General features: G+C 67.2%; 13 protein-coding genes and 1 tRNA gene. 10 read left to right on the top strand and 4 right to left on the bottom strand.

The genetic code is table 11. The features are described 5' to 3' along the window. The first annotated feature begins 299 nt into the window (after positions 1-299). From ACGFNJ_RS27755 to ACGFNJ_RS27745, 3 genes are all read left to right on the top strand, one after another. On the top strand, positions 300-704 hold the full coding sequence (locus ACGFNJ_RS27755; protein WP_393454261.1) for a DUF4345 domain-containing protein: 405 nt from the start codon (positions 300-302) through the stop codon (positions 702-704). A 93-nt stretch (positions 705-797) separates the two neighbouring features. Beyond that, a complete protein-coding gene (locus tag ACGFNJ_RS27750; protein WP_393454258.1) occupies positions 798-1,220 on the top strand; it encodes an EF-hand domain-containing protein in 423 nt (140 codons plus the stop codon). Positions 1,221-1,337: 117 nt separating this feature from the next. Then, entirely contained in the window at positions 1,338-1,784 is a 447-nt protein-coding gene (locus ACGFNJ_RS27745) for a hypothetical protein (protein ID WP_393454255.1), read from the top strand. Between the two features lie 126 nt (positions 1,785-1,910). On the opposite strand, the gene ACGFNJ_RS27740 is transcribed toward ACGFNJ_RS27745, so the two are convergent. Next, a complete protein-coding gene (locus ACGFNJ_RS27740) occupies positions 1,911-2,579 on the bottom strand; it encodes a metal-dependent transcriptional regulator (protein WP_393455325.1) in 669 nt (222 codons plus the stop codon). A 283-nt stretch (positions 2,580-2,862) separates the two neighbouring features. On the opposite strand from ACGFNJ_RS27740, the gene ACGFNJ_RS27735 reads away from it, so the two are divergent. From ACGFNJ_RS27735 to ACGFNJ_RS27720, 4 genes are all read left to right on the top strand, one after another. Further along, entirely contained in the window at positions 2,863-3,834 is a 972-nt protein-coding gene (locus ACGFNJ_RS27735; RefSeq protein ID WP_393454252.1) for a bifunctional riboflavin kinase/FAD synthetase, read from the top strand. 154 nt (positions 3,835-3,988) lie between these two features. After that, a complete protein-coding gene (gene rpsO / locus ACGFNJ_RS27730; protein ID WP_069167715.1) occupies positions 3,989-4,258 on the top strand; it encodes a 30S ribosomal protein S15 in 270 nt (89 codons plus the stop codon). 525 nt (positions 4,259-4,783) lie between these two features. Next, positions 4,784-7,063: a polyribonucleotide nucleotidyltransferase gene (locus ACGFNJ_RS27725; RefSeq protein ID WP_393454248.1), complete on the top strand. Its 2,280-nt coding sequence runs from the start codon at positions 4,784-4,786 to the stop codon at positions 7,061-7,063. 86 nt (positions 7,064-7,149) lie between these two features. Next, positions 7,150-8,445 carry a M16 family metallopeptidase gene (locus ACGFNJ_RS27720; protein ID WP_393454245.1) on the top strand — a complete coding sequence of 432 codons (1,296 nt, stop codon included), beginning with the start codon at positions 7,150-7,152 and terminating at the stop codon, positions 8,443-8,445. Positions 8,446-8,490: 45 nt separating this feature from the next. Here the strand turns inward: ACGFNJ_RS27720 and ACGFNJ_RS27715 are convergent, their stop codons facing one another. After that, positions 8,491-8,826, bottom strand: a complete 336-nt coding sequence (locus ACGFNJ_RS27715; protein ID WP_393454242.1) for an ArsR/SmtB family transcription factor — start codon at positions 8,824-8,826, stop codon at positions 8,491-8,493. Between the two features lie 93 nt (positions 8,827-8,919). On the opposite strand from ACGFNJ_RS27715, the gene ACGFNJ_RS27710 reads away from it, so the two are divergent. Next, positions 8,920-10,140, top strand: coding sequence for an MFS transporter (locus tag ACGFNJ_RS27710; RefSeq protein ID WP_393454239.1), 1,221 nt, complete (start codon positions 8,920-8,922; stop codon positions 10,138-10,140). 93 nt (positions 10,141-10,233) lie between these two features. Beyond that, positions 10,234-10,308: transfer RNA gene (locus tag ACGFNJ_RS27705), tRNA-Gly, on the top strand. 44 nt (positions 10,309-10,352) lie between these two features. Here the strand turns inward: ACGFNJ_RS27705 and ACGFNJ_RS27700 are convergent. Together ACGFNJ_RS27700 and ACGFNJ_RS27695 are read right to left on the bottom strand one after the other, a co-directional pair. Continuing rightward, on the bottom strand, positions 10,353-11,288 hold the full coding sequence (locus ACGFNJ_RS27700; protein WP_393454236.1) for an FAD-dependent oxidoreductase: 936 nt from the start codon (positions 11,286-11,288) through the stop codon (positions 10,353-10,355). A gap of 40 nt (positions 11,289-11,328) precedes the next feature. Then, positions 11,329-11,733 carry a hypothetical protein gene (locus ACGFNJ_RS27695; protein WP_393454233.1) on the bottom strand — a complete coding sequence of 135 codons (405 nt, stop codon included), beginning with the start codon at positions 11,731-11,733 and terminating at the stop codon, positions 11,329-11,331. A gap of 156 nt (positions 11,734-11,889) precedes the next feature. Here ACGFNJ_RS27695 and ACGFNJ_RS27690 point away from each other — a divergent pair, with 156 nt between their 5' ends. Further along, positions 11,890-13,290 (top strand): pentapeptide repeat-containing protein, encoded by a 1,401-nt coding sequence (locus ACGFNJ_RS27690; RefSeq protein ID WP_393454230.1) that lies wholly within the window; start codon positions 11,890-11,892, stop codon positions 13,288-13,290. Positions 13,291-13,693: the final 403 nt, after the last annotated feature.

Raw genomic sequence — 13,693 nt, 5'->3', positions numbered from 1 at the left:
TTGCGGCTCGGCTTGCCGGTACTCGCCGCACCACGCGCTTGCGCGACCGGGCCTCCCAATACAAGCAGCAACCAGACGAACATCAAGATCAGGAGGCACTGGTGGCGGCATCGCGCGAGAGGCCACTTACACCAGTGCCCTCTCACCCAAACAACCCCGCGTTTTGATGCTGCGCTGAGGGTCGACGTCTGTCTACTATGGGTTGTAGTATCTACAGGCAGGCAGCGCGTCAAACCAACCGGCGGTCGCTGGATTCGACAGCGCGCCAGTGGGATTCACCGAACCCCGGGGAGGTACACATGGCCGTAGCACTCAAGTGGTTGTCCTTGGTGATGGGGTACGCCTGCGTGGCGATCGGGATCCTGCACCTGGCGGCGGGCATTGACGGCATCCCCGATATGGGCGACTCCGGCGTCACCGCCGACAGCCAAACCCGGTTTTTCGGCGCGATCTTCCTCGGCTACGGCGTCGCCTGGATCTGGGCGGCCCGGCAGTCCCCGATCCCCGCGACCCTCATCCGCTGGCTTGCCGGGATCTTTCTCCTCGGCGCTGTCGGTCGGATCATCTCGATCGCCGTCTACGGCTGGCCGCACTGGTTCCAGATCGTCCTGATCGCCCTCGAGATCGTCCTCCCGCCCGTGTACCTGTGGCTCGCCACCGCCGACGAGAAGCGCGCCGCCGTAGGAGCAACAGCAACCGTTTGAGCTGCGGTTTCGACTCAGAGCTGCTCGGTGACAACGGAATCCGTACAGTGTGCACTGGCCGCGTGAACCTGCGGCAGTGGGAGGCAGTGCGCAATGAGTGACCAACCGATCGACACCTTCGAGCTGTGGGACCGTGACGGTGACGGCCTCGTCTCGGTCGCGGACATCACCAGCGGCATCCGCGCCCTCGGCTTGGACGTCGACGACGATGCCATCGAGCGCTTGGTCGCCGCCGCCGACACCAACGGTGACTTCCTGGTCTCCCGCGCCGAATTCGACGCCGCGCTCGTCGGCGGCCAGATCGAAGTGACCGATGCCGACGCCGCCTTCCAGGTCTTCGACACCAACCAGGACGGCCGCATCTCGGTCGAGGAACTCGAATCCCTCATCCGCCACGTCGGCGCGGGCCGCATCGAGGAGCCCGCCGAGGTCCTGCTGGCCGCCGCCGACCAGGACAACGACGGCTACCTCTCCCTCCCCGAATTCCGCACGCTCCTCGACTTTCTCTCCCGCTGACCACCGGCCTGCCCTGTCGCGCCGCGGCCGCGGGTAAACCAGGTTTACCTGCGGTAACAATGGGCGACGTTGGGCGACAGGCGGAGTAGCTTGATGGCCTGATTGGGAGGTGGGGCGATGAACGCTCGTGCGGTCGTGTTCGGAGCGACTGTTCTGGTCTCGGTAGTGGTGACGGCTTCGGGGTGCGGCGGGGGTGGTGACCCGACGACACCTTCGCCGAGCTTGGTTGCGACACCGGCTGGTTTGCCGAGTTCGGTTGCGCCGGCGGGAGATCCGCCGAGCAGCCCGCCGCCCGGAAATCCGCAACCGGAGTGTGCGCCGCAGACGATCGTGCGCGACCTCGACGACATCGGCGATCTCGGCAACGAGAACGCCACGGTCTCCGACTGTGACGGCACCTGGGCGATCATCGCCTGGGATGTCCCCGGCGACACCATGCGCCTCGTGCGCAGGGCCGCCGACCGCTGGTCCACCTACGTCGTCTTCCCACACAACGTCTGCTGGATCAAGGCGACCGCCGACGGCGCCCCGCCCCGATTCCAGGACTACTTCATCGCCTGCTGAGCCGAATCCCGTTGCGCCACCGGTGTTGGTCGGTCGATCAGTGGGAATGGTGGCGGCATCGGCCGAGAGGGTTCCGCCCTCAGTTCCCACTAATCGGTTGTCCAGCAATGCGGCACGATCGACGGATCAGGTGGTGAGCCAGATCGCTTCCGCGGCAGGCCTGCCGAGATCGGTCGGCGTTTCGGCGGCGCCGATGCGAATCGCGATGGTGCCCGCGAAGTCTCGGCGTTCGACGACGGTGATGCTGGTGTCGAGCGCGATGCCGACCGAGTCGAAGTAGCGGAGCATGTCCGGGTCCGAGTCGGAGATCCTGGCGACGCGGCCGGACTCGTTCGCGTGGAAGTCGCTGAGCTGCCTGGCCGGTGGCGTCGGCACCGCGCCGTCGACCGACGGGATGGGGTCGCCGTGCGGATCACGGTCCGGGTAGCCGAGTTTCGCGTCGATGCGCGCCACGAGCAGTTCGGAGACGGCATGTTCGAGCACTTCGGCTTCGTCGTGCACCTCGTCCCAGCCGTAGCCGAGCTCGTTCACCAGGAACGTCTCGATCAGCCGATGCCTGCGCACCATCGCGATGGCGGCGAGGCGACCGCCCTCGGTGAGGGTGATGGACCCGTAGCGGGCGTGCTCGACCAGCCCTTGGTCGGCGAGCTTGCGCACCGCCTCGGACACGGTGGACGCCGACACCCCGATCCGCTCGGCGAGCAGCTTGGTCGACACCTTCTCCTGCGACCACTCCGTCGCGGTCCAGATCACCTTGAGATAGTCCTGCGCGACCGAGGAGAGCACCGGCGCGATCGTCGCGGTGCTGCCGCCGGCCTGGCTCGGCGCGGTGGCGTCGGCTAGCTCGCGTCGGGTGGCGATGTCTCGTTTACCGGGCACATACTCGAGCTTAAGCACATGGCACCCGAATGACACAGCTCGCCGCACAGTGGAACCAGGGATTCATCAGGCGTACACAACTCCGGAAGCGTTGCGTGACACAGCGGCGGGCGCGCCAGGCTGGGGCACCGTGTGTGCCGCCCAGAGACGTTGCGAGCCCGAATACTGTTCGCAACCTCATTTGCGTAGGCTGCGGACTGTGCAGAGATGGCGAAGTCTCGACGATGTACCCGCGGACTGGGGCCGATGTGTCCTCACGATCGGTGTGTTCGACGGCGTGCACCGCGGCCACGCGCAGTTGATCAGTAGAGCGGTGAAGTCCGCTGCGGCACGCGGGGTTCCCGCCGTGCTGATGACCTTCGACCCGCACCCCATGGAGGTGGTGCGACCCGGCTCGCATCCGGCGCAGCTGACCACGCTGACCCGCCGGGCCGAGCTGGCCGAGGAACTCGGCGTCGACGTGTTCTGCGTCATGCCGTTCACCCAGGCGTTCATGAAGCTGACCCCCGCGCGGTATGTGCACGATCTGCTCGTCGAGCGACTGCATGTGGCCGAGGTCGTGGTCGGCGACAACTTCACCTTCGGCAAGAAGGCCGCGGGCACCATCGACACCATGCGGGAACTCGGTACCCGCTGGGGCTTCGAGGTCGACGGCGTCAAGCTGCTCGGCGAGCACGCGGTCACCTTCTCCTCCACCTACATCCGTGCCTGCGTCGACGCGGGCGACATGGCCGCGGCGGCCGAAGCGCTCGGTCGTCCGCACCGGGTCGAGGGTGTGGTGGTGCACGGTGACGGCCGCGGCCGCCAGCTCGGCTTCCCGACCGCGAACGTCGCACCGCCGATGCACGCCGCGATCCCGGCCGACGGCGTGTACGCGGGCTGGTTCACGGTGCTCGGGCCCGGCCCGACCATCGGCACCGTCACACCGGGCGAGCGGGCGATGGCCGCGATCTCGGTCGGCACCAACCCCACCTTCTCCGGCCGCGCCCGCACCGTCGAGGCCTATGTGCTCGACGGCGAAGCCGACCTGTACGGCCAGCATGTCGCGGTCGATTTCGTCGACCACGTCCGCGGCCAACGCAAATTCGATTCGGTCGACGAGCTCATCGAAACGATGGGCCGCGATGTGGAGAACGCCAGAAAGGTGCTGGCCGCGATCGACGGCGGCTAGAAAAACCACCGCCGACCGGGCGAGGCGACCGCGATTCGGTTCGTCGTGCCCGGTCCGGTAAGGTAGATCCTCGGGTTTGCTGCGGTCCGCGGCGGCACCCGGCCCGGGTAACCGGAAATTCGAGCGCGGCACTGAAATAGAAGGTGGATGCCCCATGGCTCTGACCACTGAGCAGAAGTCGGCAATTCTCAAGGAATACGGCCTGCACGAGAAGGACACCGGCTCGCCGGAGGCCCAGATCGCGCTGCTGTCCAAGCGGATCTCCGACCTCACCGAGCACCTGAAGACGCACAAGCACGATCACCACACCCGCCACGGCCTGCTTGCGCTGATCGGCCGTCGTCGTCGGCTCTCGAAGTACCTGGCCGCCAACGACATCCAGCGCTACCGTTCGCTCATCGAGCGCCTCGGCCTGCGGCGGTAATTTTGGCCGCGCGGGCGCGGCGTGTTCGTGGCCTCCTTAGTCTCGTGTCCGAGCGGCCGAGACTCGCGCCTTCGGCGCATGCGCTTCGGCCACACGAGACGGGCCACGAACGGCGCTCGAAAGCCTCGCGCGTGGCGGTCGGGTTGGGCTTGTATCGATCTTGCCGCGTTACCAGAGGCCCTCGAAGCTCGGCCAACGGGGAGACGTACAATCTCCCCGTTGGCTATTCGTGTATATGGGCAACAGCCCGGTGGGTGAGCCCCCGCCGCACGACAACATTGCACAGCCGTAAGCACCCGCCCCCGTGGCGTCGGTCTTCGGTAGTGGCCTCCCGGCAGGGATAGACCGCCGGCGGGCTTCGATCGATGACCGCCTCCGCGTCGCCGTGATCCAAGGGGATTCGGCCGGGTGTGCGTGCCGCAGCCACGAGGGTTGCCGCATGTCCGTACCCGGTGCGGCTGACGAAGAGCCGGATCGCGCCATTGGGCGCTCGATCCGGCGAAGACGAGAGGTTGAGAGAAGAGAATGTCCGAAACAACTGAACGCAAGTCCTCGGCCGTCGAGGTCGAGCCCGGTGTGTTCGAATCCGTCGCGCTGATCGACAACGGCAGCTACGGCACCCGCACGGTCCGCTTCGAGACCGGCCGTCTGGCCCGTCAGGCCGCCGGTTCGGTCGTGGCCTACCTGGACGACGAGACCATGCTGCTGTCCGCGACCACCGCGGGCAAGCACCCGAAAGACCAGTTCGACTTCTTCCCGCTGACGGTTGATGTCGAAGAGCGCATGTACGCGGCGGGCCGCATCCCCGGCTCGTTCTTCCGTCGCGAGGGCCGCCCCTCCACCGACGCGATCCTGACCTGCCGCCTGATCGACCGTCCGCTGCGCCCGTCGTTCGTCGACGGCCTGCGCAACGAGATCCAGGTCGTCGTCACGGTGATGAGCCTCGATCCCAACGACCTGTACGACGTGGTGGCCATCAACGCCGCGTCCGCGTCCACCCAGATCGCCGGTCTGCCGTTCTCCGGCCCGGTCGGCGGCGTGCGCGTCGCGCTGATCGAGGGTCAGTGGGTCGCGTTCCCGACCGTCGAGCAGCTCGAGGGCGCCGTGTTCGACATGGTCGTCGCGGGCCGCGTGGTCGAGTCCGGTGACGTCGCGATCATGATGGTCGAGGCCGAGGCCACCGACAAGGTCATCGCGCTGATCGAGGGTGGCGCGCAGGCGCCGACCGAGGCCGTGGTGGCTCAGGGTCTGGAGGCCGCCAAGCCGTTCATCGCCCGCCTGTGCAAGGCGCAGGCCGATCTCGCCGAGCTGGCCGCCAAGCCGACCGGTGAGTTCCCGCTGTTCCCGCCGTACGAGGCCGATGTCTACGAGGCCGTCGAGGGCACCGCCAAGCGTGAGCTGGGCGAGGCGCTGTCGATCGCCGACAAGCAGGAGCGCGAAACCAAGATCGACGAGATCAAGGTCGACGTGCTCTCCCGTCTCGGCGACGACTTCGAAGGTCGCGAGAAGGAACTGGGTGCCGCGTTCCGCTCGGTCACCAAGAAGCTTGTGCGCCAGCGCATTCTGACCGACGGCTTCCGCATCGACGGCCGTGGCCTCGCTGACATCCGCGCGCTGTCCGCCGAGGTTGCCGTGGTGCCGCGGGCGCACGGTTCGGCGCTGTTCGAGCGTGGCGAGACGCAGATCCTCGGCGTCACCACCCTCGACATGGTGAAGATGGCCCAGCAGGTCGACTCGCTCGGCCCGGAGACCAGCAAGCGCTACATGCACCACTACAACTTCCCGCCGTACTCCACCGGTGAGACCGGTCGTGTCGGTTCGCCCAAGCGCCGCGAAATCGGCCACGGCGCACTGGCCGAGCGCGCGCTGATGCCGGTGCTGCCGAGCCAGGAAGAGTTCCCGTACGCGATCCGTCAGGTCTCGGAAGCGTTGAGCTCCAACGGTTCCACCTCGATGGGCTCGGTCTGCGCCTCGACGCTGTCACTGCTGAACGCCGGTGTGCCGCTGAAGGCGCCGGTCGCGGGCATCGCGATGGGCCTCGTGTCCGACACCGTGACCAACGAGCAGGGTGAGGACGAGGTGCGCTACGTCGCGCTGACCGACATCCTCGGCGCCGAGGATGCCTTCGGCGACATGGACTTCAAGGTCGCGGGTACCAGCGAGTTCGTCACCGCACTGCAGCTCGACACCAAGCTGGACGGCATCCCCTCGCAGGTGCTGGCCGGCGCGCTGAGCCAGGCGCACGACGCACGCGCGACCATCCTCGAGGTCATGGCCGAGGCCATCTCGACCCCGGACGAGATGAGCCAGTACGCGCCGCGCGTCACCGCGATCAAGATCCCGGTCGACAAGATCGGCGAGGTGATCGGGCCCAAGGGCAAGGTGATCAACCAGATCACCGAGGAGACCGGCGCCAACATCTCGATCGAGGATGACGGCACGGTCTACGTCGGTGCGACCAACGGCCCTGCGGCGCAGGCGGCGATCGACCAGATCAACGCCATCGCGAACCCGCAGCTGCCGAAGGTCGGCGAGCGCTTCCTCGGCACGGTCGTCAAGACCACTGCCTTCGGCGCGTTCGTCTCGCTGCTGCCGGGTCGCGATGGCCTGGTGCACATCTCGAAGCTGGGCAACGGCAAGCGCGTCGCGAAGGTCGAAGACGTGGTGAACGTCGGCGACAAGCTGCGCGTCGAGATCGCCGACATCGACAACCGCGGCAAGATTTCGCTGGTTCCGGTGGAGGAGAACGCCGAAGAGCCTGCCGAAGTCGAGACCGTTGATGCGGGCGCGGCGGGGGCAGAGTAGTACTTGTCTCTGTGACGACGAAGAAGACCACAACCCCTCTGCTCCGCCGCGAGCAGGGGGGTTCGTCTCTGGAGCTGCGGGCCAACATGACCGATCCTGGCGTACAGCGCACCGTGCTACCCGGCGGGCTGCGCGTGGTGACCGAACACGTGCCCGGCGTGCGGTCGGCATCGATCGGCGTCTGGGTGGGGGTCGGCTCCCGTGACGAGGGTCCTACCGTCGCCGGCGCTGCGCATTTCTTGGAACACTTGCTGTTCAAGGCGACTCCGACGCGCACCGCACTGGACATCGCGCAGGCGATGGACGCGGTGGGCGGCGAGCTCAACGCGTTCACCGCGAAGGAGCAGACCTGCTATTACGCGCACGTCCTCGACGAGGATCTGCCGTTGGCCGTGGACATGGTTTCCGATGTGGTGCTCAACGGGCTGTGCCGTCCGGTCGATGTCGACGTGGAACGGCAGGTGGTGCTCGAAGAGATCGCCATGCGCGACGACGACCCGGAGGACGTGGTCGGCGACGCGTTCTTGTCCGCGCTGTTCGGCGATCATCCGATCGGGCGGCCGGTGATCGGTTCCATCGAATCGATCGAGTCGATGCAGGCGGCGCAGTTGCGCGGCTTCCATCTGCGGCGTTATCGGCCGGACCGAATGGTGGTCGCGGTGGCGGGCAATGTGGAACACGATCACACGGTGGAGCTGGTGCATCGCGCGTTCGAGAATCGGCTGGATCCCACGGCGACGCCCGCCAAGCGGCGCGAGGGCCGGTTTCGGCCGATGAGCCCTCCCGAGCTGCAATGGAGTCACCGCGACAGTGAGCAGGCGCATCTGGCGTTCGGGGTGCGCGCGTTCGGGCGGCACGAGGGGGAGCGGCGCTGGCCGCTCTCGGTGCTCAACACCGTGGTCGGTGGTGGGCTGAGTTCCCGTCTGTTCCAAGCGATTCGGGAGGAACGCGGGCTCGCGTACTCGGTGTACTCCAGCGTGGACACCTTCGCCGATACCGGCGCATTCTCGGTGTATATCGGCTGCCAGCCCGAAAACCTCGGCAAGGTGGCGAGTCTGGCGCGTGGCGTGCTCGAAGAGGTTGCGGCCAACGGTATTTCCGATGCCGAATGTGCCAGGGCGAAGGGTTCGCTGCGTGGCGGCCTGGTCCTCGGTCTGGAGGATTCCGCGTCCCGGATGAATCGGATCGGCCGCAGCGAGCTCAGCTACGGCAACCATCGCAGCGTGTCGGAGACCCTGGCCCGCATCGATGCCGTCACCACCGACGAGGTGTCCGCGGTCGCGGCCACGTTGCTTGCGCGCCCGTACGGGGTGTCGGTTGCGGGGCCGTACAAGCGAACTCGGGAACTACCCGCCGCGGTGCGGCGGATGGTCGACGACTGAGCGGCGTCGCGCACTACTTCGCGGGCACTACCGAGGGGCCGTGAGCTACTCCGTGCAGGCGCGGTTCGCGGCCTCGACGACGGAGGGCAGCAGGCCGGGTAGTGCCGACTCGACGTCTGCGGCACGGAGGCGTTGCCAGATCTGGCCGTCGACGATCACTCGTTCGATGACACCGGCTTCGCGCAGGATCTTGAAATGGTGTGTCGCCGTTGACTTGTTGATCACGTCGTAGAGCGAGTTGCAGCGTACTGCGGTGCCCGCGCCCGCGTTGCTCAGCCTGCGCACCATTTCCAGTCGGATGGGGTCCTGGAGTGCGGCGAGCACGGCGGGCAGCGCGGCCACCGGTGGGGCGTCGGTGGCTGCCTCTTTAGTTTCAGTCATGATCTACCTCACTCCGGGGTTTGATGATCTTCGTACCGGATGTATCGTCGGATTCGGTTCGATCAGTATCAAACCTACCCGATCGGAGTTTCGATGGCAGCGACGGTAGCGATGCCGGAAACCAGCGAGCGGACAACGCAGCGGTGGGCATACGCGCTGGTGCTCGCCGCCAGCGGGGTTGCGCTCGGGGTGTCCGGCGTACCGGCCCCGCTCTACGGCATGTATCAGCAGGAATGGCACTTCACGCCGTTGACGACGACCTTTGTGTTCGCGGTGTACGCGTTCGCGGCGCTGGCCGCGGTGGTGGTGTCCGGCAAGATCTCGGACGTGGTCGGCCGCAAGCCGGTCCTGCTCGGCGCCTTTGTGACGATGATCGCAGGACTCGCGGTGTTCCTGCTCGCCGACAACGTAGCGATGCTGCTGCTCGCGCGAGCGCTGCACGGATTCGCGGTCGGCGCCACAGTGGTCGCGGGCGCGGCGGCGCTGCTGGACCTGCGGCCCAAGCACGGTGCGCGATCCGGTCAGCTGAGCGGCGTTGCCTTCAATGTCGGTATGGCGGTGGCGATTCTGGGCTCGGCGCTGCTCGCGCAGTACGCGCCGCATCCGTTGCGCACGCCGTACGTGGTCATCACCGTCGTGTGCCTGCTCATCGGCATCGGCATCATCGCGCTGGAGGAGCCGCACACGGCCCGCATCGCCGGTCGCATTCGAATCGCGAAACCGGCTGTACCGCAAGAGATCCGCGGCGACTTCTGGTTCTCGGCACTCGGTGTGATGGCGGCCTGGTCGGTGCTCGGCGTGCTGCTGTCGCTGTACCCGTCGCTTGCCTCGGCCGAAACCGGCATCCACAACCTGGTTTTCGGCGGCGCGGTGGTCGCCTCGACCGCGGTGGCAGGGGCCACCTCGCAGCTGTTCGCGACCGCGATCCCCGCCCGGCGCGCGGCGATCGTCGGCGACATCGGCATGGCGATCACGTTGCTGCTCACCGTGCCCGCACTGCACACCGGCAACTGGGTCCTGGTCTTGGCGGCGGGCCTGCTGCTCGGCGCGACCTTCGGCCTCGGCTTCGGCGGCTCGCTGCGGCACCTGTCCGAGGTTGTGCCGCAACACAAACGAGGCGAGACCATGTCGGCCTACTACCTGCTCGCCTACACGGCGATGGCGCTGCCGACCATCTTGGCCGGGTGGGCCGCCACCACATGGAGTCTGAGTGCGGTGTTCCCGTGGTTCGTCGTCGTGGTCGCGCTGGCCTGCTTGGCTGCCGCCGGGCTCGGCATCCGGCGCAACCGCGCGGCGGCGAGGCAGGCTGGCTGAGCTCGCCCGGCGCTGCACACGCACGGATTAGCATTTTCCGTCGGGGATCCGCTAAAGTTTCTTCTCGCGCCACGGATCACCCGAGACGCGAATGCGGATGTAGCGCAGTGGTAGCGCATCACCTTGCCAAGGTGAGGGTCGCGGGTTCAAATCCCGTCATCCGCTCCACGAAACCCCGGCACCTCGGTGCCGGGGTTTCGCATTTCCGGCACTCAGTCGGCCAAAAGATCCACCACCTCGCGGGCGCTGCCCCAGGAAAGACTGACGCCCTTGCCGTCGTGGCCGTAGTTGTGCACGACCCTCGTGTCGTCGATGCGCTCCTCGTCCAGCCGCGCTGCCGTGCGGCCTGGGCGCAGGCCGACCTCGTGGCCGATCACCTCCGCATCGGCGAGCCGCGGCTCCACCTTGATGGCACGGCTGAGGATGCGCTCGGCAAGATCCATGTCCGGTGCCATGTCCCAGCGTCCTTCATGGCGTGCGCCGCCGAGGATCAGCCGGTCGCCGTGCGGAAAGAACGCCGTCCATTCGGGATTCGACACCATCTCGGCGTAGAAGTCGGTGATGCCGGGATTGCGCACGATCACATGCTGGCCGCGCACCGGCTGCACGTCGGCGTCGCCGACCAGGGCGCCCGCGGCAACACCCGTGCAGTTCACCACGACCGGCGCGGCGGCCGTCGCCTCGGTGAGATCACGCACCGTGCGCTGCTCGATCTCGACGTTTGCCGCGGCCAGCCGGTCCGTCAGATAGCGCAGATAGCGCGGTAGATCGATCATCGGTGCCGTGCACCGCAATCCGGACAGCATGCCGTCCGGCACCTCGTCCGGCGGACACATCCGCGCGTCCACCAGCTCGTTCAACCACGACGGCGGCTCGGTGGAAAGATCCGAAAACTGCAGGCCGCGTTCGAAATGGATGCCCCCTTCGCCCCGCTCGGCCAACCGGGACAACTCGGCGAACGACACCCGGCTCCAGGCCAGATCCCGTGGCGTGAAACCCGGCCACCACAGTCCGCTCGCCACCGCCGACGTGGTTTGTGCAGGCAGCAATTCGGCCCACACCCGGACCCGATGACCCGCCTCCGCTACACACACCGCCGTCGTCAGGCCGATCACCCCGGCCCCGAGCACCAACACATCATTCGCCATGAGCGCGACGGTACTCAGGAATGTGCGGCGACGGCGAGCTTCAGTCGGTGGTCTGGGTCTCGTGCAGTGCCCGCCACCGGAAACGGGGTGGCGCTGCCTCCGCGGTCAGCACCGCGGTCGTCCAGCGATCGCTGTGCTTGCCGTCGAAGTGATGCCGCTCCAGGAAGCGGACCACCGTGACCTGCCCTTCCTCGAGCAGCACCTCGACTTCGGAGATCTCGATATCGAGGCCGGGCCGGGAATTGCCTGCCCGCCGCAGCCCAGCCAGCAGCTCGGACTGGCTGATCCGGGTGCCTGCCGTGGTCACCATCGAGAACGTGTCGTGCTGGGTCGCGGCGAAGCGCTCGAGCACGTCCGGTTTCGCGGCGGTCCCCAGCCATGTCGCCAGCAACTGGTGCACGGCCACGACCTCGGCCTCCGGGTCGAGCGCATCGGTATCAGGCATGCCCGCAGGGTACTCGAGCGGCAGGTCACCGCAGCTCAGACACGCGGTGGCGGCCAATTCCGGTCAGCGGTAGCGGACATTCGAAATGGTTTGGGGCGCAGGAGTAGCCGATCTTGTCCGGTAGTGGCAGGGCGGTTATACGGCTACCATGCGCTAATGCGATGGCGGAGGTTGGGCGACCGACTGCACCGCGCGGCATTGCTGCTTGCGGTGCTGGTGGCGGTTGTCTGCGGACTCGGTATCGCGGCACTCACCTGGTGGCTGCTGTGGTTGGCCTTCGGGGCGAAGGCGGAGACACCCAATCAGCTGGACCTCACCAAGATCGCGCTGGCGGTGGCGGCCGGTGTCGGCGCCGTCGTCGCGCTGGTGGTGGCCTATCGACGGCAGCGCGACCTCGAACGTGGGCGGTTCGCCGACCTGTTCGGGTCGGCGTCGCGGCAACTCGGTGACGGTGATGTCGCGGTCCGCATCGCCGGGGTGTACGCGATGGCCGGGCTGGCCGACGAGTTCCGCACTGCTCGGCGCCAGCAGTGCATCGACGTGCTGTGCGGCTACCTCCGGCTGCCCTACGATCCGGTCGCCGGCGCCAATCACCTTGTGTCGCAGGCGGAGACCGTGGACGACTCCGGGCTGAAAGTGGAGCGGGTCTACCAGTTCCGGCAGAACGACCGCGAGGTGCGCCGCACCATCGTCAAGGTGATCGCCGACCATCTGAACCGTTCGGCCGACATCTCCTGGTCCTACTACGATTTCAACCTCAACAACGCCGTGTTCGAGCGCGCCGACTTCCGGTCGGCGGTGTTCGCGGGCAAACACACCTCGTTCGCCCGCGCGGTGTTCATCGGGCGCACCACCTTCGAGCACGCGATCTTCGCCGGACCGCACCTGACCTTCCGGGAGGCGCGGTTCGAAGGCGGCCCAGCGCTGTTCGACCACGCACTCTTCGGCTCGACCCGGGTCGAGAAGGTCGAGCGCATCGGCTACGGCACCACCTTCGACGGCGCACACTTCGACTGCTCGGTGTCCTTCGAGCAGGCCACCTTCGTCGGCCCGCGTACCACCTTCATCGAAACCCGCTGCACCGGCGCCCGAACCTCCTTCCAAGACACCAGCTTCCAAGCCGACCTCACCTCGTTCGAACGCGCCACCCTCGACGGCCAGCACCTCGCGTTCACCGGCGCCGACATTTCCAGTCCGCGAATCACCTTCGCAGGCACCCAGTTCGAGGCAGGCACCGTCGCCTTCGACGAAACCAAAATCGGCTCCCAGCCGCGCATGCGCAGCCGCGGCACCCGCGAAACCGACTTCCGTGGCGCCGAATTCCACGGCACCGTCAGCTTCGCGGGCACCACCCTCGCCGGCCGCTCGGTCGACTTCACCGAAGCCGACTTCTTCGGCGACATCACCTTCGTCGGCACCCGCTTCACCGCCGCCGAAATCACCTTCGACCGCCCCAAAGCCTGGGTCGGCACCCACTTCGACTGGGACGACATCCCCACCCGCAAACCAGCCAACATCAAACCCAACCCCTGGCCCCCAGAACCCCCCGACGACTAGGGATTCCGCCCCCACCCCACGAGCCAAATCCGCCCCTCGCCGTAGATCCGCACCGGTCTGGAGTTGGTCGGTTGATCAGTGGGAACTGGTGGCGGCACCGCCCGAGAAGCCCCCGCCGCCAATGTCTTCTCAGCACGAAACCACCCTCTGTGCTCCCACATGCCGGGACCGCAGGTCTCCATGAGACCGGCACCCGTGGGCTCGCCGTGCCGCCACCCCGAAATCCGCACACCTACCGTGCATGCGCACCGGTTGTGGAGTTGGTCGGTTGATCAGGGAGTACTGGTGTAGGCATCGCCCGAGAAGCCACCTGCACCATTACCCCCTCGGCCCGAAGCCACCCCTTTCGATCCCACATACCGGGATCACTGGCACCTGCGAGACCGGCAGCCCCGGCTCAACC

Origin of the sequence: Nocardia sp. NPDC049149, assembly GCF_043197455.1 — a bacterium.
Lineage (GTDB): Bacteria > Actinomycetota > Actinomycetes > Mycobacteriales > Mycobacteriaceae > Nocardia.
The sequence above is the reverse complement of the archived record's forward strand: the minus strand, read 5'-3'. Positions and strand labels throughout refer to the sequence as shown.